Annotated in this window: 19 protein-coding genes; 6 read left to right on the top strand and 13 right to left on the bottom strand. The window is 37.8% G+C overall.

The window, feature by feature from the left end; all coding sequences use genetic code 11:
* Window positions 1–79 precede the first annotated feature (79 nt).
* The 3 genes from G9C87_RS00620 to G9C87_RS00610 are packed head-to-tail and all read left to right on the top strand — an operon-like array spanning window position 80 to window position 5,804.
* The gene (locus G9C87_RS00620) at window positions 80–1,165 is read left to right on the top strand and encodes an efflux RND transporter periplasmic adaptor subunit (protein WP_172276817.1); all 1,086 of its coding nucleotides are present in this window, start codon (window positions 80–82) and stop codon (window positions 1,163–1,165) included.
* A gap of 15 nt (window positions 1,166–1,180) precedes the next feature.
* Window positions 1,181–4,342, top strand: a complete 3,162-nt coding sequence (locus G9C87_RS00615) for an efflux RND transporter permease subunit (protein ID WP_172276814.1) — start codon at window positions 1,181–1,183, stop codon at window positions 4,340–4,342.
* Window positions 4,335–5,804, top strand: coding sequence for a TolC family protein (locus G9C87_RS00610; protein WP_172276811.1), 1,470 nt, complete (start codon window positions 4,335–4,337; stop codon window positions 5,802–5,804). The genes G9C87_RS00615 and G9C87_RS00610 overlap by 8 nt, the downstream gene beginning before the upstream one ends.
* A gap of 55 nt (window positions 5,805–5,859) precedes the next feature.
* On the opposite strand, the gene queG is transcribed toward G9C87_RS00610, so the two are convergent.
* A complete protein-coding gene (gene queG / locus G9C87_RS00605) occupies window positions 5,860–6,807 on the bottom strand; it encodes a tRNA epoxyqueuosine(34) reductase QueG (RefSeq protein ID WP_172276808.1) in 948 nt (315 codons plus the stop codon).
* Window positions 6,808–6,914: 107 nt separating this feature from the next.
* Between queG and G9C87_RS00600 the strand changes: the two genes are divergently transcribed.
* The gene (locus G9C87_RS00600; protein ID WP_172276805.1) at window positions 6,915–7,214 is read left to right on the top strand and encodes a rhodanese-like domain-containing protein; all 300 of its coding nucleotides are present in this window, start codon (window positions 6,915–6,917) and stop codon (window positions 7,212–7,214) included.
* A 27-nt stretch (window positions 7,215–7,241) separates the two neighbouring features.
* Window positions 7,242–7,859 carry a hypothetical protein gene (locus G9C87_RS00595; RefSeq protein ID WP_172276802.1) on the top strand — a complete coding sequence of 206 codons (618 nt, stop codon included), beginning with the start codon at window positions 7,242–7,244 and terminating at the stop codon, window positions 7,857–7,859.
* Window positions 7,860–7,869: 10 nt separating this feature from the next.
* Here the strand turns inward: G9C87_RS00595 and G9C87_RS00590 are convergent, their stop codons facing one another.
* The 9 genes from G9C87_RS00590 to G9C87_RS00550 all read right to left on the bottom strand — a co-directional run bounded on the left by G9C87_RS00590 (window position 7,870) and on the right by G9C87_RS00550 (window position 16,283).
* A complete protein-coding gene (locus tag G9C87_RS00590; RefSeq protein WP_172276799.1) occupies window positions 7,870–8,640 on the bottom strand; it encodes an alpha/beta fold hydrolase in 771 nt (256 codons plus the stop codon).
* 16 nt (window positions 8,641–8,656) lie between these two features.
* On the bottom strand, window positions 8,657–9,601 hold the full coding sequence (locus tag G9C87_RS00585; protein ID WP_172276796.1) for an NAD(P)H-dependent flavin oxidoreductase: 945 nt from the start codon (window positions 9,599–9,601) through the stop codon (window positions 8,657–8,659).
* 180 nt (window positions 9,602–9,781) lie between these two features.
* Window positions 9,782–11,149: a peptidylprolyl isomerase gene (locus G9C87_RS00580; protein ID WP_172276793.1), complete on the bottom strand. Its 1,368-nt coding sequence runs from the start codon at window positions 11,147–11,149 to the stop codon at window positions 9,782–9,784.
* An 87-nt stretch (window positions 11,150–11,236) separates the two neighbouring features.
* Window positions 11,237–12,160 (bottom strand): PfkB family carbohydrate kinase, encoded by a 924-nt coding sequence (locus tag G9C87_RS00575; RefSeq protein WP_172276790.1) that lies wholly within the window; start codon window positions 12,158–12,160, stop codon window positions 11,237–11,239.
* A gap of 27 nt (window positions 12,161–12,187) precedes the next feature.
* Window positions 12,188–12,745: a gliding motility lipoprotein GldD gene (gene gldD / locus G9C87_RS00570; protein ID WP_172276787.1), complete on the bottom strand. Its 558-nt coding sequence runs from the start codon at window positions 12,743–12,745 to the stop codon at window positions 12,188–12,190.
* A 44-nt stretch (window positions 12,746–12,789) separates the two neighbouring features.
* Entirely contained in the window at window positions 12,790–13,824 is a 1,035-nt protein-coding gene (gene mutY / locus G9C87_RS00565; RefSeq protein WP_172276784.1) for an A/G-specific adenine glycosylase, read from the bottom strand.
* Between the two features lie 90 nt (window positions 13,825–13,914).
* On the bottom strand, window positions 13,915–14,376 hold the full coding sequence (locus tag G9C87_RS00560; RefSeq protein ID WP_228456923.1) for a hypothetical protein: 462 nt from the start codon (window positions 14,374–14,376) through the stop codon (window positions 13,915–13,917).
* Between the two features lie 76 nt (window positions 14,377–14,452).
* Window positions 14,453–15,814 (bottom strand): DUF5458 family protein, encoded by a 1,362-nt coding sequence (locus tag G9C87_RS00555; RefSeq protein WP_172276781.1) that lies wholly within the window; start codon window positions 15,812–15,814, stop codon window positions 14,453–14,455.
* Between the two features lie 22 nt (window positions 15,815–15,836).
* Window positions 15,837–16,283: a type VI secretion system contractile sheath small subunit gene (locus G9C87_RS00550; RefSeq protein WP_228456922.1), complete on the bottom strand. Its 447-nt coding sequence runs from the start codon at window positions 16,281–16,283 to the stop codon at window positions 15,837–15,839.
* 354 nt (window positions 16,284–16,637) lie between these two features.
* Between G9C87_RS00550 and G9C87_RS00545 the strand changes: the two genes are divergently transcribed.
* Window positions 16,638–17,684 (top strand): hypothetical protein, encoded by a 1,047-nt coding sequence (locus tag G9C87_RS00545; RefSeq protein ID WP_172276775.1) that lies wholly within the window; start codon window positions 16,638–16,640, stop codon window positions 17,682–17,684.
* 64 nt (window positions 17,685–17,748) lie between these two features.
* On the opposite strand, the gene G9C87_RS00540 is transcribed toward G9C87_RS00545, so the two are convergent.
* The 3 genes from G9C87_RS00540 to G9C87_RS00530 all read right to left on the bottom strand — a co-directional run bounded on the left by G9C87_RS00540 (window position 17,749) and on the right by G9C87_RS00530 (window position 25,648).
* Complete coding sequence (locus G9C87_RS00540; RefSeq protein WP_172276772.1) at window positions 17,749–19,845, bottom strand: M13 family metallopeptidase; 2,097 nt, start codon at window positions 19,843–19,845, stop codon at window positions 17,749–17,751.
* A gap of 271 nt (window positions 19,846–20,116) precedes the next feature.
* Window positions 20,117–22,174 (bottom strand): M13 family metallopeptidase, encoded by a 2,058-nt coding sequence (locus tag G9C87_RS00535; RefSeq protein ID WP_172276769.1) that lies wholly within the window; start codon window positions 22,172–22,174, stop codon window positions 20,117–20,119.
* A gap of 75 nt (window positions 22,175–22,249) precedes the next feature.
* Window positions 22,250–25,648, bottom strand: coding sequence for a polysaccharide deacetylase family protein (locus G9C87_RS00530; RefSeq protein WP_172276766.1), 3,399 nt, complete (start codon window positions 25,646–25,648; stop codon window positions 22,250–22,252).
* Window positions 25,649–25,734 lie beyond the last annotated feature (86 nt).

The following is a 25,734-nucleotide window of genomic DNA, read 5'->3' as shown; positions in this document are numbered from 1 at the left end:
GGAAAATTTATAGGTTCTCATGCTGAGAGCCTGCAAACTTATTTTTTCAATTAAAAAAATTTACTATAAAATGATTATCATGGTCAAGAAAAGTCTCATGTATATAAACCTGTGCATTATTTTGCTATGCATAAGCTGTCAATCAGAGAAAAAAGAAAAAGCAGAAGCTGCGGTTTTCAATGTAACAAGCCCGCTAGTGAAAGATACTTTAATCGATAAAGATTATGTAGCGCAAATCCGATCCATTAACCATATAGAACTCCGTGCTCAGGAAAAAGGTTATATCCAGACCTTATATGTAGATGAAGGTCAATATGTAAAAAAGGGACAACTGCTATTTAAAATTATGCCCAACCTTTATGAATCTGATGTTAACAGGGCAAAGGCAGAAGCAAAATATGCTCAGATAGAATACCAGAACACTAAAAATCTTTCAGATAAAGATATTGTAGCTCCGCAGGAAATGGCAATGGCTAAGGCGAAATATGAAAAAGCCCAGGCTGAGCTTTCGTCAATGAATACGCACCTTAAATTTACCGAGATCAGGGCTCCTTTTAACGGAATTGTAGGCCGTCTGCATGTTCGGAAAGGAAGTCTGGTAGACGAAGGTGAGCTGATCACAGAACTTTCGGATAACAGCAAGATGTGGGTATACTTCAATGTTCCGGAGGCTGAATACCTGAATCAGATGAGTGACAGAAAGGACAATGATCCTATGCATGTCCGTTTAAAAATGGCCAATGGAAAAACATTCAGCCAGGATGGTATTGTGGAAACCATCGAGTCTGATTTTGATAATGAAACAGGAAATATTGCATATAGAGCAACTTTTTCTAACCCTAAGGGTCTTCTCAGATATGGGGAAACCGGAAATATACAGATTACAGCTCCCTATGCCAACGCTATGCTGATTCCTCAGAAAGCAACTTTTGAAGAGCTGGAAAAGAAATATGTATATGTAATCAACAAAGACAACAAAGTAAAAGCACGGGAAATAAAAATTGCTGCTGAATTACCACATATTTATGTAGTGGCGTCAGGACTTGGAAAAGATGAAAGAATTCTTTTGGACGGGCTTCGAATGGTACAGGAAAATCAAAAAATTTCCACCCGCTATCAGAAGCCTGAAAAAGTGATGTCGAACCTGGATCTCTATGCTGAGTAATTAAAAAGCAGAATTATGTTTAAAAAAGTAATACACCGGCCGGTATTCGCAATCGTAATATCGGTCATCATCCTCTTTGTCGGTGGATTGGCCATTAAACAGCTTCCTACCGAACAATTTCCAAAAATCGCACCTACTACGGTTGCCGTATCCATTGCTTATCCGGGTGCGAGTGCCGATGTACTGGTGAAATCCTCATTGATTACCATTGAAAATGCCATCAATGGAGTACAGGGAATGCGTTACATCACCACCGATGCGACCAGTGCCGGAGAAGCTACGGTAAACGTTGTTTTTGATCCCGGAACAGATCCCAATGCTGCCGTTGTTCTTGTAAAAACGAGAGTAGACCAGGTGATGCCCCTTTTACCTGAACTTGTACAGAAAGAGGGGGTTGTAGTAAATCCCATTCAGCCCAGTATGCTGATGTATGTCAATTTATACAGTACCAACAAGAGCATGGACGAAAAATTCCTTTACAACTATGCAACCGTAAACATCATTCCTGAAATCAACCGTATTCACGGTATCGCAAAATCACAGATCCTGGGAAGCCGAAGATATGCAATGCGAATCTGGCTGAATCCCGATCGTATGCGTGCTTATTCTATTTCTGTGGATGAGGTAATGAAGGCTATTGGTGAGCAAAGCATTATCGGGCGTCCCGGAAGAATCGGTCAGAGCTCAGGAATTGCAGCGCAGTCCCTTGAATATGTTCTTACCTATAAAGGACAATATAACAAACCTGAAGAGTACGAGAACATTATTGTCCGTTCCAATGCTGAGGGGGAAAATATTAAGCTTAAAGACGTAGCTAAGGTAGAACTGGGAAGCGAATTCTTTGATATTTATTCCAATCTCGACGGACATCCTTCTGCTTCTATAGTCCTGAAGCAGAATTATGGAAGTAACGCGAATGACGTAATAAAAGATGTGAAAGCAAAGCTTGAGGAAATGAAAGGTAGCTTCCCACCAGGGGTAGATTACAAGATCAGCTATGACGTATCCCAGTTTCTGGATGCTTCCATCGAACAGGTGGTCCACACATTGAGGGATGCCTTTATTCTTGTAGCCATTGTAGTTTTCATCTTCCTTGGAGACTGGAGGTCAACATTGATCCCAATCATTGCCGTTCCCGTCTCTTTAGTAGGAACGTTCTTTGTTATCCAGCTTTTTGGCCTATCCATAAATCTGGTAACCTTATTTGCCCTTGTTCTTGCTATCGGTATCGTTGTGGATAATGCGATTGTGGTTATTGAGGCTGTACACGCCAAGATGGAAGAAAGCAACATTTCACCTTATAAAGCTGTGAAAGAAGTAATGGCTGAAATTGCAGGCGCTATTATCGCAATTACTGCTGTAATGGTGGCAGTATTTGTCCCTATTTCATTTATGACAGGGCCGGTAGGAACCTTTTATCGTCAGTTTTCAATTACAATGGCGAGTTCCATCGTGATTTCTGCTGTAGTTGCCCTTACATTAACGCCTGTTTTAGCGGCAATGCTGCTGAAAAACAATCATGGAAAACCTAAAAAAGCCAATCTCTTTACAAAATCACTGGATGCATTTAATAAAGGTTTTGATAAAGTAACCGGTAAGTATGCATTGCTTCTGAGAAAAATCGTTAACAGAAAAGTGGTAACCTGGGGAATCCTGATTTTATTTTCAGCCGGAATTTTTATCATCAATAAAACACTTCCGGGAGGTTTCATCCCCAATGAAGACCAGGGAACGATTTATGCCATTATTCAGACACCTCCGGGTTCTACATTGGAACAGACCAATAAGGTTTCCAGAGCATTACAGAAGATCTGTCAGGGTGTGGACGGTGTAGAATCCGTATCCTCACTGGCGGGTTACGAAATTATGACGGAAGGGCGTGGTTCTAATGCCGGAACTTGTCTGATTAACCTTAAAACCTGGAGTGCCCGTGACCATTCTGTAAAAGAAATCATGAAAGAACTTGAAGAAAAATCAAAAGATCTCGGAGCAACCATTGAGTTTTTTGAACCACCGGCTGTTCCCGGATTTGGATCTTCAGGAGGATTTTCCATGAGACTGCTGGATCTGAACAGAACCACAGATTATCAGGATTTCGATAAGGTAAACAAGGAATTTATTGCCAACCTTAAAAAGCGCAAGGAATTAACAGGGGTATTCACCTTTTTTGCAGCCAATTATCCGCAATATGAGCTTGTTTTTGATAATAATGCCGCCATGCAGAAAGGAGTTTCTATCGGTAAGGCGATGGACAACCTGAATATCCTGATCGGAAGTACCTATGAGCAAGGATTTATCAGATTCGGGCAGTTCTTTAAAGTATATGTACAATCTTCTCCTGAATTCAGAAGACTTCCTTCGGATATCATGAAGCTCTATGTAAAAAATGACCGTGATGAAATGGTTCCTTATTCAGCATTCATGACGCTAAAAAAAACACAGGGGCCTAATGAAATTACCCGCTACAACATGTATAATTCTGCTGCGATCCGGGGGTTACCGGCTGCCGGGTACACAACTGCAGATGCAATTAATGCGATTAATGAAACAGCAATTAAAACTTTACCTCACGGATACAAAGTTGCCTGGGAAGGATTGTCTTATGACGAAGCACAGCGCGGAAATGAAGCCATCTATGTATTCCTGGTTGTTCTTGTATTCGTATACCTCGTACTTGCGGCGCAGTATGAAAGCTTTGTCATTCCATTCGCTGTCTTATTTTCGCTTCCTGTGGGGGTATTCGGATCTTTCCTTCTCCTTAAGGCAATGGGTCTGGAAAATGACATCTATGCTCAGGTAGGACTGATCATGGTAATCGGTCTTCTGGGTAAAAATGCGGTATTAATCGTTGAGTTTGCCGTACAGCGGAGACAGTCAGGGGATTCCATATTTGAAGCAGCCGTGGAAGGTGCAAGGATCAGGTTCCGTCCGATCCTGATGACTTCTTTTGCATTTATTGCAGGTCTTGTTCCTTTAATTTTTGCAGGAGGTGCCGGAGCGATCGGAAACCACACCATTGGAGCTTCTGCATTAGGAGGAATGCTCGTGGGAACTATTTTAGGAGTCATCATTATTCCTGGCCTCTATTACATTTTTGCCAAATGGTCTGATGGCAAAAAAATGATCAAAGACGAAGATGAATCACCGCTAAGCGAAGATATGATACACTATGAATAAGAATAAAATATATCAATATGCAGGGATCGCACTGGTCCTATTAAGCCTTGCTGCCTGCAAACCTATAGAAATAGAACAGCGTGCCGAAAATAAAACAGTTCCTGAACAATACGGGACTGATGATAATAGTTCTTCCAATACAGGAAAGATCAAATGGAATGAATATTTTAGTGATCCAAATCTCCAGGCACTGATCAATGAAGCTCTTAAGAATAACCAGGAGCTGAATATTGTTCTCCAGGAAATAGAAATTTCCAAAAATGAGATCAAGGCCCGTAAGGGAGAGTATTTGCCGTCAGTAGGTTTGAAAGCCGGAGCCGGTATGGATAAAGTAAGCAGATACACTAATATCGGCGCAATGGAAGCGAATACTGAAATTGAACCGGGCAGAGAAATGCCGGATCCTTTATTTGATTTTGCTGTAGGAGCCCAGGCCAAATGGGAAACCGATATCTGGGGGAAACTGCACAATGCCACAAGAGCTCAGGTACAGAGGTACCTTGCCGGTGTAGAGGGAAAGAATTTTATGACCACGAATCTTATTGCTGAAATTGCTGATTCTTACTATGAACTGCTGGCTCTGGATAATGAACTGGATATCCTACAGCAGAATATAAAGATTCAGAATGATGCTTTAGAGGTTGTAAGAGATCTCAAAAAATTTGCCCGTTCCAATGAACTTGCCGTACAACGTTTTCAGGCTCAGGTTTTAAAAACCCAGGGAATGCAGTACGATATCAGGCAGAAAATTGTGGAAACAGAGAATAGGATCAACTACCTTGTCGGAAGATTTCCACAGCCTGTGGAAAGAACCCGCAATACTTTTGATACCCTCGTTCCACAACCGGTATATACGGGGATTCCTTCAGAGCTACTGGAAAACAGACCTGACATTAAACAGGCTGAATATGAGCTTGCTGCATCAAAGCTGGATATAAAATCAGCAAAAGCAAGGTTTTATCCTTCTCTTGATATTGCTGCGGGAGTAGGATTTCAGGCTTTTAACCCTCTGTACATTGTCAAGCCTCAGTCCTTTCTGTATTCTCTTGCAGGAGAGCTTACTGCCCCACTGATCAATAGAAATGCAATAAAGGCAGCTTATTATAATGCCAATGCAAAACAGGTGCAGGCTGTTTACCATTATGAGCAAACTATACTGGGTGCTTATATTGAGGTAGCCAACCAATTATCAAAGATTCATAATCTGGAAAATAGTTTTGATATTAAAAATCAGGAAGTAAATGCCTTAACAAAGTCCATTGATATTTCCAATGATCTTTTTAAATATGCCCGTGCAGATTATATGGAAGTTCTCCTAACCCAACGGGATGCTCTTGAATCCAAGTTTGAACTCGTTGAAAAGAAAGTGAATCAGTTAAAAGCAAGTGTTGCCATTTACAGGGCACTTGGTGGCGGATGGGATCAGAATCCTGTTGCACCCCCCGATATTATTAAAAAATAATATATACCAATTTAATTTTTTCTTAGGGAAGCTTACCGAAAGGTAGGCTTCTTTTTTAAGATTCAGGATCACTACCGTTTTCCAAAAACTCAATATTTCTTTTCAGGCCTGCATATTTTGTTCTTTTTACAGGCGATTTCCTGAAGATTTCAGAGAATAATTCCTGCGTAAGCTCTTTCCATTCGCCTTTTTTAAAATTTTTAAGGCTATCGTTAGGCTTGAATTTGCTCTGCATATTCGGAGCTGAAAACCGGTTCCAAGGGCAAACATCCTGACAGATATCACAGCCAAACATCCAATCCTGCATTTTATCCCTGAAATAATCGGGAATTTCACTTTTCAATTCAATGGTAGCATATGAAATACATTTGCTTCCATCAACGATTTTATCCGAGATGATAGCATCTGTAGGACAAGCATCGATACATTTTCTGCAGGTACCGCAATGGTTGGTGGTTTCGTGATCTGCAATCAGCTCAAGATCGCAAATAATCTCCGCTAAAAAATAAAATGACCCGTTTTGTTTCGTGATCAGATTGGCGTTTTTCCCTACCCATCCAATTCCGGATTTCCTGGCCCAGCTTCTTTCAAGTACGGGAGCAGAATCTACAAAAACCCTGAATCCGAATTCCCCGATCTCCTCCTGTAGCTCAGTCACCATTTCACGAAGAATTTCCTTAATTACCTCGTGATAATCTTCAGCGTATGCATACTTTGAGATCTTGTAGTTTTCCAGCGTGGAAAGCTTCTCTTCAGGGAAATAGTTATAGGATAATGAAATCACTGACTTCGAGCCTTCTACCAGTAATCGGGGATCTAATCTTTTATCAAAATGGTTTTCCATGTATTTCATTTCCCCATGGAAGTTATTCTTTAACCATTTCTCCAGATGACGGGCATCTTCTTCGAGGAAATCAGCTTTGGAGATACCACAATTCTGAAATCCAAAACTTTGTGCCTTGGACTTTATCAGTTCAGAATATTTTTCAGCAGTTGAATTCATGATTTCCCATTGCAAAACTAAGATTATTTTATAAATTTGTTGGAGTTTGGGTGTGTGAAATATTTCAGACAGCCATTTTATACTTTTAACACTAAATATTTACAATTATGTCATTAGCAGATGTATTAAAATCCGGAAATTATCAATTAATAGATGTTCGCGAACCAATGGAACTGGAAATGGATGGTAATATAGAAGGAGCTCAAAATATTCCATTAGGTGAAGTTGAAGATAGAAAAGAAGAAATTCTATCGATAGAAAAACCAGTTGTAATTTTCTGCAGAAGTGGAAACAGAAGCGGAAAAGCTTTGGAATATTTAAATTCCCAGGGGTTAAAGGACGGTTATAACGGCGGTGGCTGGGCAGACCTGAAAGCAACAATCGAAGCAAATCAAGGAACTTTTTAAGTTCCTTTTTTTATCCCTTCTAATAATATGAATCTGAAAGAAAGATTAGCTCAGAATCTCCTTCCTTACACACAGGACCAGTATCTCATTAATAAATTGTGGCAGGAAATACAGACCCAATACTCCCAAAAAGGAAGATTTTATCACAATCTGGAACATCTGACTGCTTTATTTTCGGAGCTGGAAAAGATAAAAAGTGATATTTCAGATTTTCAGGTGATAAGTTTTGCAGTATTTTATCACGATATTATTTATGATGCTTCCTCAAAAGCTAATGAGAAAAAAAGTGCTGAATTAGCGAAAATAAGGCTTAGTGAAATTAGGGTAGAAAAAAAGTCCCTAGATAATATCATTCAACAGATTCTGGCGACTCAACTGCATCAAAAATCCCCAGATAATGACACCAACTATCTTTTAGACGCTGACTTATCGATTTTAGGACAAGACACTCAAACCTATCTGGAATATACTAAAATGATCAGAAGAGAATACTCTATCTATCCTGACTTTCTATATAAACCTGGCAGAAGAAAAGTACTTCTGCATTTTCTGGAGTCGGATTATATTTTTAAAACTGACTATTTTAAGAATAAATATGAACATCAGGCCAGAAAAAATATAGAGTATGAATTAACAAATTTATAGACCAACCTTATTAAATGTGTTTCTCTATGAACTCTTTCGCCTTCTCCAATATAATATCAGGTACTTCTTTGTGTGGTATATGTCCTACTCCTGGTATAATATATTTCTCTGAGAATCCGCTCACCTGTCCTACTGTTTTTTCTACCTGATCTAAAGTTCCATATTCATCAGCATCTCCCTGAATAAATAGTAATGGACATATAATATCTTTCAATATATACTCGATGTTCCAATTTCTGTATCCCTCCCGAGTCCAGGTTTCTGTCCAGGCCTTGAAAAGCATTTCTACTTTATCTCCATGGTATTTTTGCAGGCGCTCAGGAAGATTCGTAGTTTTATAAGCTTCCCATGCATCATACACTCCTTTCAGCGTAACATCTTCAACGAAAATATGTCCTGCTTCACAAATAACGGCTTTTATTCTTTGGGGATATTTACCGGCAGTGATCAGAGCTATGGTTCCTCCGTCACTGTGCCCGAATAAAATAGCATCTTTGATGTTAAGCTCCTGCAACAACTCATTCAGAAGATCTGCTTCCAGCTCCATATAATTATCGGGTCTTTCGTGTGTAAGCATCGGACCTGATTTACCATATCCTAAACGATCATAAACTAAAACATTACATTGGGAAGCTTCGGAAAGTTTTTGGGGAAAATCCCTCCATAATTGGGTGCATCCAAGGGAGTCGTGAAGAAAAACCAATGTAGGCGTGTTTCCCCGTGAATTATCGCATTCTATATAAAGGTTTTTTATTTGGGGTTTTGCTAAATTAACCGACATTCAAGTTATTGCTTCATTAAAATTTAGGCATTTTTACCTCTTCAAATTCGTTCAGAAGATTAGCAAAAACAGTTTCAACAGGTAGGATGTCATTGATCAATGCAGACACTTGTCCTATTTCCAGTTCTCCATCTTCCAAATCTCCTTCGAACATCCCCTTTTTTGCTCTTGCCCTACCCAAAGACGCCGCTAAAGCTTCCGCATCTCTCCCGGACTGATAAATATTTTCTAGCTCATTGAAGAATTTATTTTTAACCATCCTTACCGGAGCCAGTTCTTTTAAGGTAAGATGAGTATCTCCTTCATTCAGCTCTGTAATTTTCTTTTTCCAGTTTTCGTGGGCGCTGGCTTCATGGGTTGCCGCAAACCGGGACCCTATTTGTACACCATCTGCTCCCAAAATCATAGCCGCTTTTATCTGAGAACCTAAAGCAATTCCTCCAGCTGCAATTAAGGGCTTAGAAATGTGTTGCTTTACATTAGGGATAAGGCAGAAGGTCGTAGTTTCATCCCTCCCGTTATGTCCTCCTGCTTCAAAGCCTTCCGCTACCACAGCATCTACTCCCGCATCTTCACATTTAATGGCAAATTTTGTAGATGAAACAACATGAGCCACCTTAATACCTTCTTTCTGTAAAGTTTCTGTATAGGTTTTAGGATTTCCTGCTGAGGTAAAAACAATCTTCACTCCCTCTTCCAAAATGATTTGAATAATTTCCTCGATATTAGGATAAAGCATAGGTACATTTACGCCAAAAGGCTTGTCTGTAGCTGCTTTGCATTTCTGAATATTCTCTCTTAAAATATCAGGGTACATACTTCCTGCACCGATTAATCCCAGCCCTCCGCAATTGGAAACTGCTGAAGCAAGTCTCCATCCGGAATGCCATATCATTCCTGCCTGAATGATCGGATATTTTATATCAAAAAGTCTGGTAATCCTGTTTTGTTCTGATTCCATCCCATAAATTTTTTTAGCCGCACTAAAATCTATAAAATTACTCATGCTGTAAAAATACTAAAAAACAAAAATTTCATCCCTTCCTATTTGAAAAATATTCAGATAAATTTTCTTTTTAATTTTAATTATCCCGGATGCCATCTATAAAAAAAACCTTCAGATCATCTGAAGGTTTTTCTATTATTTCTTTAAAGCCTCTTTTTTCCAGTTTCCTTTAAACTTGCAGGAATCGTAACGGCTGTCTATCGATATAAATGTTGTTGGTAATTTGGAATTCACAAATTTTTCAACCATTTCATTTCGCTTCTTATTAAGTGCCATTTGCTTTATTCTGTCATAATCGGTTTCCAGAGTGATCTGGTGAGAAGGAATCACATCTTCGATCTTCACAATTTTCACTACTTTTCTTTTTCTCTCGTCTTCATCATCAAAAGCACTGGTAATATCATCCTTATTAAGACCTGCCAATTCATAGCTGATAGTTCCCGGAATAGTTTCTCTTTCGATCTTATTAGAACCATCAGATCCGGAAATTACCCCACCATTGAATTTTGTTCTTTTATCATCTGAATATTTAAAGGCAGCATCTTTAAATGTAATTTTCCCTTCTGTAATAAGGGTTTTAATACTGTCTAATTTCTTTTTAGCTGTTTTAATTTCGTCTTCAGTAGGAGTAGCCATCAAAAGGATATGTCTTGCATCGTATATCTTTCCTGATTTTTTCACCAATTGAATGATATGGTATCCAAATTCTGATTCTACAGGGTCTGAAATTTCCCCTTCCTGAAGGTTTAGTGCAGCCGCTTCGAATGGCTTTACCATCTGTCCTTTAGAGATATTTTTCATTAAACCTCCAGTAGATGCAGAACCCGGATCCTCAGAATAGATTCTCGCCTGGCTTTCAAATGATTCTCCACCTGCAATATCCTGTTTAATCTTTTTTAACTTATTGATCAGCTCATCTTTATGGGCTTCCGTAAGTTTAGGATACATCATGATCTGCGCTAAAGTTACTTCATCTTTGATTTCAGGTAACTGAGCTTTATACATATTATAAAAATCGGTTACTTCATTTGGCGTAACATCGGCCTTATCAGTAACTCTCTGATATTTTGCCTGCCCGTAATAGGTATCCGTGTCTATCTTTTCGATAGCATTCTTCATTTCGTAAGCAGTTCTGAACTTGTAGGCAGCTAACATTGCTTTTTCGTCAGGAAATTGGGAAAGTAACTGGCTGTACTTTGCATTAGCCTGAGTTTTAATAGCAGCCGATCTGTTTTCAATCAAGGTATCCTTTTTTGCTTCGAATACAAGAAGTTTATTGTTGATCAGATTCTCCAAAAACTCACACTTATCTGTGTTGGAAGCGCCCTGCTGTTTTGCATAGTTCATCTGTTCATTAACGTCAGACTCTAACACAATTTCATCTCCGATTACAGCAGCAATACCATCCACCAGGTCCCCTTGTTTTAACTGGGCCTTCATGTTAGTAGCAAACAGCATCACAAAAACTCCAAAAAGAAAAGTGATCTTTAGTTTATTTATCATTTTAGTATTTTAAACAAGTTGCAAATTTAGAATTCTTAACGAATTACACTAAATTTTTTATTATAAATATTTCTTAAAAACATCTATTTATTGTAGTTCAACGTCAAATGTTGTTAATTCTTTGAATTGTCTCAGCCTGCTGAACATATCCGATTCACTTACTTCCTCAATTCTTTCGGTCCCGAACTTCTCTACAGTAAATGAGGCCATTGCTGAACCAACGATCAATGCTGATTTCATTGTTTCAAAATCGATCTTCTGTTTCTTGGCTAAATATGCAGCAAAACCACCTGCAAAAGTATCTCCCGCTCCGGTCGGATCAAAAACATCTTCTAACGGAAGTGCCGGAATTGCGAACACCTGAGTTTCATTGAACAGTAATGCCCCGTGTTCCCCTTTTTTAATGATCACATATTTAGGTCCCATTTTAAGGATCTTTTTTGCCGCTTTTACTAAAGAATATTCTCCTGAAAGCTGTCTGGCTTCTTCGTCATTGATGGTAATCACATCTGTTTTGGCGATCATATCCATTAAAATATCCATCGCTGTATCCATCCAGAAATTCATGGTATCCAGGACAACAAGTTTTGGACGTTCATTCATTTTTCCCAGAACGGACAGCTGTACCCCCGGATGAAGGTTTCCTAACAACAAAATCTCTGCATCCTGCATAGAATCCGGAATTTTCGGATCAAAATTTTCCAGAACATTTACTTCCGTAGCTAAGGTATCTCTCGTATTTAAATCATTATGATACTTTCCTGACCAGAAAAATGTTTTTCCTTCTTTCACGATCTCAATTCCTTCGATATTTACATCCCTGTCGGTAAACATATCAAGATGCTCTTGTGGAAAATCCCCTCCAACAACAGAAACAATCCCTGATTTTACGCCTAAGATAGATGAAGTGATACCGATATAAGTAGCGGCACCTCCCAAAATTTTATCTGTCTTACCAAACGGTGTTTCAATTGCATCAAATGCAACACTTCCAACAACTAAAAGTTTCATATATTTTTCAATGTATTTTAAACTGATTTATTTTTTCCATTCGAAAGTATCCAGCAGATGCTTCATATCATTCTTGATATAATTTACTGCAGGAGCCAATGAATCCGGTTTCGGTCTTGTATTAAAGTATAGATAAGCAGTTACAAAGTGTTTTGTACTGTCTGTAATGTAAAATTGAAGATTGGAAGCACTCTGCCCCTTTAATTCGTAAAAATTCCCGTAGACTTTCTTTTCGGGATATTCAAAAGACTTAGTGTCAATGGCACTGGCCTTAATGGTGTGCTCATACACCATCTTTTCAGCTTCTTTGATATGATCGGCAAAATCATTCTGAATCGGATAATAGGTAACAAAAACCTTAGCCTTCATTTTAGGATAATTCAGATAGTACCAGCAAGGCCTTTTAGCATTTGTGATCATTGCAAAATCCGAGTATTCAAAACTATAAGCACAGTTAGGATCAAATTTTTGATATTTTGGTGTGGGATATTCCAAACGCAGTTCTCCGTATGGTTTTGGGATTGGATCTTTTCCACATGAAATTAAAAGCAATGACGCAAATATAAAAATGACTTTTTTAATCATTTTGCAAAAGTACAAATTAGATTTCAGATTTAGGAAGACAAATTTCAGTCTTTCAACGAGTTTTGGATATAGCTTTCCAGAGGCTTGGGAAAAGATTTATCCTGTGATCCCCGGTAGTCCGTTACAATATATAGATTATTTACTGTAAAATCCTCCCAGATAGCTTTTGAAGGGATTTCAACATTATAAATATCTATGGTAAGATTCTTATGGGTGAGCTTATGTTGAACTGTTTTAAGGTTTTTTATAAATATCTTGAAATCCTCAGGAAGAGAGGACGGAAATTCAAAAAGTTTCTTCCAGATAAAATCATCTTTTCTTTGTTGGATCACAAATTGGCCTTTGTAATGAATAAAATAATACTGCAGATGAAGGTCTTCTGTTTTTACTTTTTTTGTTTTAACCGGAAACTCTGAAACCTTGTTCAAAGCAAAAGCCAGGCAATCATCTTCTAACGGACATTTTTCACACAGAGGATTTTTGGGCTTACAGATTTCAGATCCGAGATCCATCATGGCCTGATTAAAATCTCCGACATTCTCCGGCATAACTAATGTTGCCAACTGAGAAAAATAAGCAAAGGCCTTTGAACCGGAAATATCAAAATCATCTGCGAAAACACGACTTAATACCCTGTAGAAATTCCCATCAACGGCAGGCATGCGTCCGTTAAAACAAATGCTCGAAACTGCGGCTGCAGTATACTTCCCCACTCCTTTTAGCTGTAATATATCCTCATACCGGGCAGGAAAAACACCATCAAAATCTGTCATGATCTGTTGAGCTGCCTTATGGATATTGATTGCTCTGGAATAATACCCCAAGCCTTTCCAGTGAAGCAAGACCTCGTCTTCTTCTGCTGACGCCAGGGATTTCACATCCGGAAATCGTCTTATAAAATTATTATAATGGTTAAGCCCCTGAGCAATTCTGGTTTGCTGAAAAACAATTTCGCAGATCCATATTTTATATGGATCTTTTGTTTTTCTGAATGGTAAATCTCTGGCATTTTCCTTGTACCATCCCAGCAACTTGTTTCCGACGTGAAGAAAGTCCGAACCCTTAAAATTCTTTTCCAAAAAGTGACTCTGTTTAAATAATTCAACCTGCCTTTTACATCATTTCACAAATAGGATAGGAAATCAATCAAAGCAATTGCAAAGATAGAACTATTTACTTTCTGTACCTAGGGTATATACCGGAGCGGATTTCAGCCATTGATACTTAAGCTTTTTCTCTTCTGCGATAAAACGGTATCCGTTAAGTTTTTTCAGAAAAACATACATGGAATCTTTTTTAAGCTTTAGTCTCTGGTTGGATAGAAACTGGAACGGATAGGTGACCACAGAGTCTCTTGTCGTTTTTTCTATCTCACCGGAAGTAAGTCTGTAAATAAAAATAGGTCTCCCGCGACCGGATGAGCTGTCTACGAGCTTTATATCTGAACTGACAAGAACCATATCACTGCCGTCGATACATTCTTCTTTATTCATAATGTAAGCTTTCCCTTCCTGTCTCTCATCTTCGAAAAGATCTTTTTTATAGTAATTCGGGCTTTGATATTTCTTCTCGCAGCCTATAAAAAGCATCAGGAAAACGGGTATGCAATAGGCAAACCTGGATGTAAACATATTAATTTTTATATAAATTTGGTAGAAAAAAACCGATGTAAAATTGCATCGGTTTTTATTATTTGGTAAGGATATATTAGTCCTGAGTATATTGAGACTCCCATTCGTTACCATCATCCCCTTTATGTCCGTCCAATTTAATAACGAAACTCTTTGTTGGGAAATAAGGCGTTAAACGGATATCAAGCCATACCCTGTCTTTATTTACTTTATCCTGTTCGAAACGAACGATCTTGAATTTTTCAATCAGTTTATCCGGACCTTTGATACCATCAAGGAAGGTTACAATCTGTCTTCTCAGATCATCTTCATTTTTAGCGGTCCAGTTTTCAAATGCTCTTCTGTTAAGGAAATCCAGCAAAACTTTGGTTACATAATCGAATACACGAACTACAGAATAAGTCTGAAGACCGATATTATCTCCTGTAAACAACGTTTTTGCAGAGAAGGCCATAATCTTGCCATATTCATTAACCATCGGGACCAATCCCATTTTTTCCAACTGAGAAATTTCACTTTTCTTCAATTCGAATTTTACGGCATCTACTTCGTTGATGTTACCATGTTTCTTACCGGCCGCTACCTGAGACATTAATGTTTTATGGATTTTACCGGCCAATGAAGTAGAAGGTGGAAGTTCCACATTTTCTTCTTCACCTACTTCTTCAGCTCTTCCACGTCCTACAAGCCAGTTGCAGGTCATGATTACATTACTTCTGTGAAGTTCTCCACCGGTAAGGTTCGCAGAATGAAATAAATCCACTACGTCATCCGGTTTGTCAAGATTAGCAAAATCGGTAACCAACATTACTTTGTTCTCATTACAGATCTTTGCCCATTTTTCGACTACTTTATTTGATCCTAAATAGCCTGGAATGGCTAAAAGGGAATAATTGTCTCTAAGATCCAGACGATCATAATAACTCTTGAATTCTTCAGCAATAGCATCGATGAAAAGTGGATTATCAAGATCCGATAGCTGATCTAAGCTTGCATTCACAATACTTACATTATCAACCTTATCAAGCTCGGTATTTTTATAGAACTGAGCTACTGTACGATAAGAGGTTTCTAACTGACGAACCGTATCCAGAGTGTTCTTTAAATTTGTTTTTAAACTATTTTCTGCCTGTTGTGCTTTATTTTTACACACTTCTGCCATTTTATCTGCAGATTCGTTCCCTTCCAGAAGGCTTACCCAAAGATTAATCTTCTGTAGCAATTCTTTTCTTTCATCTCCTTTATTATTATCGGTGAGAAATATTTCTTTTCTTGCTTTTCTGGTAGGATTCATGTTGGCGATGCCGTCAACAACAGATTCTACAAAACCGAAACCGCCAATTTTATTGAGTTCGGCAAGGGGATTACCTTTCGGTTGTCCCGAATGTTGCTGCTGGCCTTGTTGTTGGCTTTCAGCTGCCTGTAATTTACTATCCATGATTTAATGTAAAGTCTTTAGGTTATTTTTCAAGTTCTTGTGCCACTTCTTTCAACACTTCCACAAATGCAGCTCTTGTCTGCTCATTTTCCAGCATACTGCGTAGAACCTTATTGGTTTTTAGCTGGCGGACAATTTTATTATATTGTTCCTGTTCCATACTAAGTTGCTGTAAATAATCTGATTTTTGCGTAAGGCTTTTAGGAGTGAAGTCTCCCAGATTTTGAAAACGGAATTCTTCATTGATTACACTACCATCTTCCGTTTCATGTTGTACACTTATCGAAGGTTGAAAATGTTTGAAGACGTCATCCACAGTCTTTAATCCTGTTACAATTTCAGGGGTATAAGATTCATCGGTGGTAAGCTGGCTTACAATTAATGACTTATTCTCTTGGATTTCCTGAATAGCTTCATTAGCGTCTACTTTTATCTCGTTTCCGCCAACACCATAATTAAACATTGCCATATTATTATTATTTTGAGATTTTTGATTTTGGTTAGAACCGGCTTTACCCGACGAATCGAATAAGTCGCCAATCCAATGTTTAAATTTAAAAAAAAACTCCAACATACAAAATTTTGTTAAGATTTTTCTTACATTATTTAATCCTATTTGGTCTGTGACACTTAAATATGTCATTTTCACCTCACTAAACTATGAAAAATAAATAAAAATAAGCTATAAAGAGATAAAATAAAATCCTGGTGTACTTTACCCTTATGCAAAGATGTTAAATCCCGGACAAAATAAAAATTCTTCTTATATCTGAAAAAAATACTGAAAAAAATATTCTTTATATTTAAACAAAGAAACAGAATTATGAAAGATGTAAAGATAGCGTTTAGAAAACCAATATTTCCTGTTTCAGAAGCATTACAGCAATATCTGAAAAAACACAACAGAATAACCAAGATTCATTTTCTGTATGAAGACCTCCTGAGATTTAGTGACAGCGTAAGTATCCTGGATAATGATGGTAAAGATACTTTGTGGCTTGGGGTATTGTATTCTGAACATGAGTTTAAAGAAATAGAAGCTAATCTAAACAAGATCTATACTCTTCTTCATTCTGACGGAGATGAGGCTACTTTACCCTACCTGAAAGTGGATACAATCGACTTTTGCACCTTCGGAAATTCTAAACCTTTTCGAATCCGGGTGAGAAATATTCTGAATGACAATTACACTAACTTTTATATTAAGCAGGCAGATGCTTCCCGTATTTATGGACTGGAGCTTGAGGATCTGCTTTCTCCTAATCGAATTAACTTTCTGATTTACAAAAACACTTTAATAGAAGAGCATATTTTAGGAATTCCCGGTGATGTTTTTATTAAGAAACACTTACCCAATTGTACGGAGCCCGAAAAAGCCCAGATCTCCAAGGAGTTTGTAAAATTCAATGAACGCTGTCTTATTGGGCTCCTTGGTGACATGCGCTCTTATAACTATGTCATTATTCCAATACATGATTTTGACCAGGTTATTTACAGAATCCGCCCCATTGACTTTGACCAACAAACTTATGAAGGAAATCTGAAGGTATACCTCCCCCAATATTTTAAAGAAAACAGCCAAATGGTCAATATGGTACTTGAAAAACTGAAACCCAGTTCCATAGAACAGTACCGTAAAGAAGTACGTTCACAAATTGTAAAAAGGGTAACCAGCAGTAAAAACAGATTTGATGAACTCATTTCTATTATGAAAAAAGAAGATCTCGCACCGGAAGCCAATGTTACAGAACTAAAGACGGCTTTGCAAAAACTCACTTACGATGTAAATTTCAAATATTGTAAAACCATGGGAGACATTATAGAAACCGGAATAAAGTTTGTGATCCGGAATTATAAAAATGCATATTAAAAGAAAATCCGTCCCCACTAATGTGAGAGACGGATTTTTTCTTTTCTAACAATTTTCGGTTGAATTACCAAATTTTTATACGATCCTGAGGTGCTTTGTACAGCTTATCTCCAGGTTTTATGTCGAATGCTTTGATAAATGCATCCTGATTCACCAATGGGCCAAAGGCTCTGAAATATCCAGGAGAATGCGGATCGGTCTTCACCTGATTTACCATATACTGATCCGTAGACTTAGTCCTCCAAACTGTTGCCCAGCTCATGAAGAATCTCTGATCTTGGGTAAATCCACTGATTAATCCCGGATTTCCATGATCTTTAAGGTACATCTGCAATGCATCATATGCTACCGCCACTCCACCAAGATCGCCAATGTTTTCACCGCTTGTAAACTTACCGTTCACAAAACTTCCCTTTACAGGTTCATATCCGTTATACTGAGCTGCAAGTTGTCCCACTTTTGCATCAAAGTTTTTACGGTCAGCATCTGTCCACCAGTTATTCAGATTTCCATCTCCATCGAATCGGGAACCACTATCATCAAAACCATGAGAAATTTCGTGGCCGATAACAGCTCCTATTCCACCAAAGTTAACGGCAGCATCCGCTTTAGGGTTATAGAAGGGAGGCTGAAGAATAGCAGCAGGGAATACAATCTCATTATTTGAACCGCTATAATACGCATTTACCGTTTGTGGAGTCATTCCCCACTCAGTTTTATCAACAGGCTTGCCTACTTTTTCCAGACTTCTCTGGTATTGCCAAGCGGCAACATTCTGTAAGTTAGAATATAACGTTGCTCCCTTAGATGGTGCTTCTACTTTCAATGCAGAATAATCTTTCCACTTATCCGGATAAGCAATTTTTACGGTGAACTTAGAAAGTTTTTCCTGCGCTTTAACTTTTGTTTCCGGAGACATCCAATCCATTTCATTGATATGCGTCTTGAACGATTTCAGAATGTAATCAATATAAGTTTCCATCTGCTCTTTTGCTTCAGGAGTAAAGTATTTCTCAACATATAATTTTCCAAAAGCTTCACCAAGAACGCCATTCACCAGGCTTAGCCCTCTTTTGTTCATCGGACGTTGTTCTTTTTGTCCCTGAAGATATTTGGAGTAGAAATCAAAACGGATTTGCTCCAGACCATCATCGAGGTTGCTTGCATTACCGTTAATGACATGATATTTTAAATAGTCTTTCAATAATGGAAGATTCTTCTGTGTGATGAACTGATCCATATTCTGATAATATTTCAATTCACCTACAATAACTTTATCTGTTTTTACTCCGGCATCTGCAAGATATTTAGCCAGGTTTACATTTTTAACCAATCCTGATAGCTCAGAAACATTTTTAGGATTATATCTTAAATTGGCATCCCTGTTCTGCTCCAGGGTTAAAAGGTAGTTTGCCAATTGTTTTTCAAAGGCAACCACATTTTCTGCAGCCTGGGTAGAGTTTTTATATCCTAATACTCCGAATAGCTTTCCTACATAAGTAGTATACTCACCCAAAGTTTTGGTATTGGCTTCATTTACTTTTTGATAATAATCTCTTCCTAATCCGAGATCCGGTCCACCAAGATAAACAGCATTCATTTTAGAATTCTTCATATCTGCACCTACTCTCCATCCATAGAACGAATTGTCACCTAATCTTGTCGCATCCAAAAGATATTTCTGAAGATCATTAAGGTTTTTAATGGCATCAATTTTAGCCAGATCACCTTTAATAGGAGCTAATCCATCAGCATTTCTTTTGTTTACATCCATAAAAGATGCATACAAATTCTGTATTTTTTGCCCTTCCGAACCATCAGAATATTTTTCAGATAAGATTTTATTCAAAATATCAAGGGAAGCATCATCCACATTTTCCCTCAATGCATTGAAGGAACCCCAGCTTGCTTTATCAGACGGAATCTGTGTATTTTTCACCCAATTTCCGTTCACGTAATTAAAGAAATCATCCTGAGGACGAACACTTTTATCCATGTAAGAAAGGGTAATCCCTTCTTCTTTCACCTCTTCTTTTACGGGTTGTGTAGTTGCCACCGGAGTTTCTGTTTTAGTAGTTTTTTCTGCAGTTTTTGTTGTTCCGCAAGAATTTAAAAATACCATACCCGAAAAGGCAAGTATCCCAATATTTAGCTTTTTCATTAAAGATCGTTTTTTGATTTTACACAAACTTACCAAATATACGAATTTTCATTATGTAAGATGGTAGAATTGAGAAATTGTTAAAAGTTGAGGAATATGGCAATCAGGTTAAGAGAGTATAAGCTCCAGGATTTGAAATTAGAGAAAAAATACCGATTATAGAAATAAAAGTATAGACCCATTTCTTCCGATTGAGATTTACCAACTACTGTACATGATTTGCTCAGCAAGTAAATAAAAGCCGCTCATTTCTGAGCGGCTTTATTTATTATTACCAGATTTTGATTCTGTCCTGAGGAGCTTTATACAGTTTGTCTCCCTGTTTTACATCAAATGCTTTATAGAATGCGTCAACGTTCGTTAACGGACCGAAGCTTCTGAAATATCCAGGAGAATGCGGGTCTGTTTTCACCTGATTGATCATGTACTTTTCACTTGATAATGTTCTCCATACTGTTGCCCAGCTTAAGAAGAATCTTTGATCCTGTGTGTATCCGCTGATCACTCCAGGATTTCCTTTATCTTTCAAATACATTTGTAATGCATCATAAGCGATATTTACACCTCCTAAATCTGCGATATTTTCACCATTTGTAAAGGTTCCGTTTACGAAAGTTCCTTTTACCGGCTCATATTTATCATATTGGGCAGCAAGGGCTTTTGTTGCTTTTTCAAAGTTCGTTTTATCTTCAGGCGTCCACCAGTCTACCAGGTTTCCGTCTGCATCAAACTGAGCTCCCGAATCATCAAATCCGTGGCTCATTTCATGACCGATAACAGCTCCGATTCCACCGAAGTTCACAGCAGCATCAGCCTGAGGATTAAAGAACGGCGGCTGAAGAATAGCTGCAGGGAATACAATCTCGTTATTTACCGGATTATAATATGCATTTACCGTTTGTGGAGTCATTCCCCATTCAGTTTTATCAACCGGTTTTCCAATTTTAGCTAAATCTTTATTATACTGCCATTCTGAAACATTCTGAAGGTTTTGGTATAAAGTACCTCCTTTTGATTCTGGAGTGATAACCAATTTGGAATAATCTTTCCATTTATCCGGATAAGCAACTTTTACAGTGAATTTATTAAGCTTGTTTAATGCTTTTTCTTTTGTTGTAGAAGACATCCATGTTAAATTGTTGATGTGAACCACAAAGCTTTTCTTTAAATAATCGATCAATTCAACCATCTGAGCTTTAGCTTCAGCCGGGAAATATTTCTCAACATATAATTTACCGAAAGCTTCGCCCAGAGAACTGTTGATCAGCTCATATCCTCTTTTGTTCAAAGCTCGCTGTTCCTGCTGACCTCTAAGGTATTTTCCATAGAAAGCAAATCTCATGTTCCCAAGGTTTTCACTCAGATAAGATGCGCTTCCGTTGATCAGGTGGAATTTCAGATAATCCTTGATAACCGGAAGATTATTAGCATTTACCAATTGGTCGAAGTTTTTATAATAACCCAGTTCTCCGATGATTACTTTATCTGAATTTACTCCAACTTTTTTAAGGTAAGCCGGTAGATCAACATTTTTTACTAAAGCAGAAAGTTCAGACATCGTCTTCGGATTATACTGAAGATTGGAATCGCGGATCTGCTCGTTTGTCAGATAAGTTTTAGCAATGCTTTTTTCGTAATCAACAATTCCTTTTGCGGCTTCATCAGCATTTTTGTACCCTAATTCTTTTAACATAGAAGCCACATACTTTTGGTATTCAGCAATCGCTTCCGTATTTTTTTCATTTACTTTCTGATAATAATCTCTTCCTAAACCAAGAGATGCATCGCCAAGATAGATCGCATTCATTTTAGAATCCTTAAGGTCAGCATCTACGCCCCATCCGTATAACACATTCTCTCCTTCTTTAGTTACAGAGATCAGGTAATTCTGCAGATCGGCAAGGTTTTTAATAGCATCAATTTTACTAAGGTTAGCCTGGATAGGTTTGATACCATCAGCATTTCTCTTCTGCATGTTCATATAAGTAGCATACAGATCCTGGATTTTTTTTCCTTCACTTCCCTCTGCAAATTTATCCTTCAAAAGAGAATTCAAAATCGTCATTGAATTATTGTCAGTATCATCTGCCAGTTTATTGAAGCTTCCCCATGTTGGTTTATCAGCTGGAATTTTGGCCGTTTTCATCCACGTTCCACTCACGTAGTTGTAAAAATCATCCTGTGGACGTACAGATTTGTCCATTAAACTAAGGTCTAAACCTTTATCCGTTGTACTCATTACTGTTTTAGTTGTTTTAGCCTGAGCATTCACTGTATTCTGTGAGCAAATTCCCGCTAGTAAAAACAAAGAAAGCGTTAGTTTTTTCATTATAATAACAATTTATATAATATGTCTTTATATTGTAACATATGTTACGTTTACAAAAACAAATTTAAACAAATATTAAGAAGTTGTTATCTCCTTTACATTTCCTGTCCTTTTCAGGAATCCCCAGGACTGCATTTCTCCTTTCAGGGCCCTTCTCAGGCTTCTGAACAATACAATATACATCAGCCATCTGTATCCGAATCTTTGCGGAATCACATACACGAGATTGATCAGCTTTTCTTTTTGCATCAAAAACGCTATGATTGCAAGGGAAGCATCAACCAAAAGAAAAAGTAAATAGTATACAAATATTTTTTCTCCGTTTCCAAATAAGATCCCAAAAAACATAATGACATCTGCAAAAGGTGAAAAGAACGGAATAATATATTGAAACAATAAAATATTTGGCATTGCCCAAAGTCCCAGTCCTTTATATTTAGGGTTTAAGAAGGTTTGTTTTTGCTTCCAGAACATCTGCATAATTCCATAGGTCCATCGGAAACGTTGTTTTAAAAACTGTTTTACCGTCTCCGGAGCTTCTGTTACGGCAACAGCATTGTTTTCATTAGCCACAGTATATCCTTCTCTAAGAATTTTTACCGTAATATCACAATCTTCAGCCAGTGTATCCGAAGAATATCCACCTACCTCATCAATTACGGATCTCCTAAATGCTCCGATTGCTCCCGGGATTACTGTAATTGCATTAATATTCGCATAAGCTAACCTGTCAAAATTCTGGCTGGTTGTATATTCTATAGCCTGCCACTTTGTAAGCCAGTTGACCTGATTTCCAACTTTTACATTTCCCGCAACTGCTGCAATCTTCTCTTCAGCAGAGGCATTCAAAAACCTTGCAATCAAAAACTTCACAGCATCTTGTTGCAGTTTGGTATCGGCATCGATACAAACAACATATTCAGCATCAGTTTGTGAAATCCCAAAATTTAAAGCGGTTGCTTTTCCTCCGTTAGCTTTCGTGAAAATCTTGAGTTTAGGATGTTCAGAAAATGCTTCCCTGGCCTTTGTATAAGTGAGATCTTTACTTCCGTCATCTACAAGAATAACATCAAAATTAGGATAGGACTGTTTTAATAAATTATGCAAAGAGGATACAATATTAACTTCCTCATTATAGGCAGGAACAATAATAGATACTTTAGGATAGGTATCCAATACGGGAAAATTTGAAAGCTTTTTCTCTTTTCCTTTTTCTTTAATTGCCCAGTACACCATAAATAACAAACGGATAATTCCTAAAATAATGAAGATGGTAAATAAAGCCACCAGAAAATGACTAATCCCATAAATTACAGTCGCTAATACAAGATTCAGCTGCATAATGTAATACGACTTGGTTTTTGGAACCGCAGGCATCAGCTCATTTTTACTTTTATGTAAAATGCTTGCCAGATTCGTGAAATGATAACCTTGCTTCTGCAAAGTAGGAATTAAAATTTTCAGAGCTTTGATCGTCTCTTCTCTTGTGTCTCCTCCAGCATCATGCAGTAGAATAATATTTCCTCTCTCCTGCTTGATACCCTGCATTACACGTTTTACGATCTCATCTGCTTTAATACCAGGTTGCCAGTCTTCGGGATCTATACTTTCACCGATATCGAGATAATTCTGCTGTCTGGCCAAGGCAACGGGAATAATCTCTTCAGAGGTTGTAGGCTCGGAATCTGCATTATAAGGTGCTCTGAACAGGATCGTGCTATGACCGGTTATGCATTCAAATAAGAGCCTCGTCAGTTTCATCTCTAATAAAGCCCTCTCCGGACTTACTTTGGCCACATTTTCATGAGTGAAAGTATGGTTTCCTATTTCATGTCCCTCTCTGTAGATTCTTTTTACCAGAGGAAGATTTTTCTCAGCATTCAGGCCGATTAAAAAGAATGCAGCCGGAACGTGATATTTTGATAAGATATCAAGGACCTGAGGAGTATACGTTTCATCCGGACCATCATCAAATGTCAGTACCAGTTCTTTCTGTGGTGCCCAACCATATTTTTTCACTTCATAAGAACTTGGATACGTGATATAGTTCTCATCCGTAATAATTTTTTCTTTAGGATCTATTTCCAGAGCTATTTTCCCGTCATGGGGTGTATTCAGGACATCCAGTACTTCACCATCTCCGATATAATCTACCATGGTCTGGCCTTTTACATTCTCCAGTTTTTTAAGATCAAGCTTAGGCAGGCCGGCAAAAGTGAGATCTTTATCATAAAAATTCCAGATTCTGCTGTCCTCGCTTCCCAATCTCCAAAGTGCTGTTCCCGCCAAAGGATATTCCGAAGAAAAGCGCATAGTATTAAAAATCGATGCCGCATCATTAAAAAATACCGTATGGGTATTATTCTTAAAATCTGTGTATGAATAGTTGAGATTAAAAGTATTGTCATCAAAATTGATAACCGATTTACTTGCACTGGCCTTAGTAATAGCCTGCATATAGGAAACCGAAATATTATCATCCGGATTTGAGCTCCAGTCATATCCATAAGCCCCAAGACCTAGAATAATCTTGTTTGCCGTTGTTTTCTTTAAAATTTTCCCGGTTTGCGCTTCAATCCATTTTTGAGAAGAGATAGGTCCTGCATCCCCCGAAGCTGAATATTCATCGTATGCCATCAACACAAAATAGTCTACGTAAGGATTTAATTTTTGAATATTATAATCGTCATTATCCGTCATAATATCCATGGTCACCAGTAGCTTATTCTGTTTAAAATTATCTGAAAGCTCTTTCATAAAAGCAATAAGATTTTCATCAGAATTCAAATTCATGTCCTCGAAGTCAATATTGATTCCTTTGAAATGAAACTTTACGCATTCCTCCGCAAGCTTCCGGATCAGTTTGGTTCTTCTTAACGGATCGTTAAGTACTTTTGCCAAACCCTCAGCACGGAATTCTCTGTCTGAGTTATTACTGAGAATCGGCATCGCAGCAACTCCCGTTCTTTTTATAACCTTATATCCTTCAGGATCGATATTGGTTTTCAGATTTCCTGTTTTAGGATCAAGGAAAAACCATTCCGGAAAGACCAAATTGATGTGCTTAACATTCCTTTTCAGGGACATGAGGGATTGAGGGTCCCAGGCTACATAGAAAGCAGAACGGATCCCTCCTGGAAATTGAGCCCAGTTCCTGTTTTGGTTTTTTAATCTTTCTGCTTTTGCTTCCTCAATTTTGGAAACATTGGTACGAATCGTCTTTTCAGAAATAAAGCTTCTGAATCCCTTATATTCTTTTGAGATTCTATTCTCCTGAAGGTAAGGCTTTCCTGCTGTGATAACGGTTTTGTAATCTTCATGAAAAGGGATTTTGGGACTTTTGTCCAGTTTCATCATGAGTGCCAACGCCAGGAAAAGCAATATCCCGACAAAGATAAAAATGCGGGATCCCCACTGCACATTTCTCCAGCGTTTTTTATTAGTTGTTTGAAAAACCTGTTTTGAATTTTCCACGTTTTGATATTTTCGGCTGAAGATTCAAAAAGTGTGAAAAACTGTTGTATTTAAAATTAAAAAAAAATTAAAAAAAAGAAAAGTTT

The organism is Chryseobacterium sp. LAM-KRS1, from assembly GCF_013184525.1.
Taxonomy (GTDB): domain Bacteria; phylum Bacteroidota; class Bacteroidia; order Flavobacteriales; family Weeksellaceae; genus Chryseobacterium; species Chryseobacterium proteolyticum.
The sequence above is the reverse complement of the archived record's forward strand: the minus strand, read 5'-3'. Positions and strand labels throughout refer to the sequence as shown.

What these genes read in the sequence shown, in the direction of transcription:
- G9C87_RS00535 (WP_172276769.1), bottom strand. Translation starts at nt 22,174, where the DNA reads ATGAAAAAACTAACGCTTTCTTTGTTTTTACTAGCGGGAATTTGCTCA.
- gldD (WP_172276787.1), bottom strand. Translation starts at nt 12,745, where the DNA reads ATGATTAAAAAAGTCATTTTTATATTTGCGTCATTGCTTTTAATTTCA.
- G9C87_RS00550 (WP_228456922.1), bottom strand. Translation starts at nt 16,283, where the DNA reads ATGGCAATGTTTAATTATGGTGTTGGCGGAAACGAGATAAAAGTAGAC.
- G9C87_RS00580 (WP_172276793.1), bottom strand. Translation starts at nt 11,149, where the DNA reads ATGATAAATAAACTAAAGATCACTTTTCTTTTTGGAGTTTTTGTGATG.
- G9C87_RS00610 (WP_172276811.1), top strand. Translation starts at nt 4,335, where the DNA reads ATGAATAAGAATAAAATATATCAATATGCAGGGATCGCACTGGTCCTA.
- G9C87_RS00555 (WP_172276781.1), bottom strand. Translation starts at nt 15,814, where the DNA reads ATGGATAGTAAATTACAGGCAGCTGAAAGCCAACAACAAGGCCAGCAG.
- G9C87_RS00615 (WP_172276814.1), top strand. Translation starts at nt 1,181, where the DNA reads ATGTTTAAAAAAGTAATACACCGGCCGGTATTCGCAATCGTAATATCG.
- G9C87_RS00590 (WP_172276799.1), bottom strand. Translation starts at nt 8,640, where the DNA reads ATGTCGGTTAATTTAGCAAAACCCCAAATAAAAAACCTTTATATAGAA.
- G9C87_RS00595 (WP_172276802.1), top strand. Translation starts at nt 7,242, where the DNA reads ATGAATCTGAAAGAAAGATTAGCTCAGAATCTCCTTCCTTACACACAG.
- queG (WP_172276808.1), bottom strand. Translation starts at nt 6,807, where the DNA reads ATGAATTCAACTGCTGAAAAATATTCTGAACTGATAAAGTCCAAGGCA.
- G9C87_RS00540 (WP_172276772.1), bottom strand. Translation starts at nt 19,845, where the DNA reads ATGAAAAAGCTAAATATTGGGATACTTGCCTTTTCGGGTATGGTATTT.
- G9C87_RS00620 (WP_172276817.1), top strand. Translation starts at nt 80, where the DNA reads ATGGTCAAGAAAAGTCTCATGTATATAAACCTGTGCATTATTTTGCTA.
- G9C87_RS00545 (WP_172276775.1), top strand. Translation starts at nt 16,638, where the DNA reads ATGAAAGATGTAAAGATAGCGTTTAGAAAACCAATATTTCCTGTTTCA.
- G9C87_RS00575 (WP_172276790.1), bottom strand. Translation starts at nt 12,160, where the DNA reads ATGAAACTTTTAGTTGTTGGAAGTGTTGCATTTGATGCAATTGAAACA.
- G9C87_RS00600 (WP_172276805.1), top strand. Translation starts at nt 6,915, where the DNA reads ATGTCATTAGCAGATGTATTAAAATCCGGAAATTATCAATTAATAGAT.
- G9C87_RS00560 (WP_228456923.1), bottom strand. Translation starts at nt 14,376, where the DNA reads ATGTTTACATCCAGGTTTGCCTATTGCATACCCGTTTTCCTGATGCTT.
- G9C87_RS00585 (WP_172276796.1), bottom strand. Translation starts at nt 9,601, where the DNA reads ATGGAATCAGAACAAAACAGGATTACCAGACTTTTTGATATAAAATAT.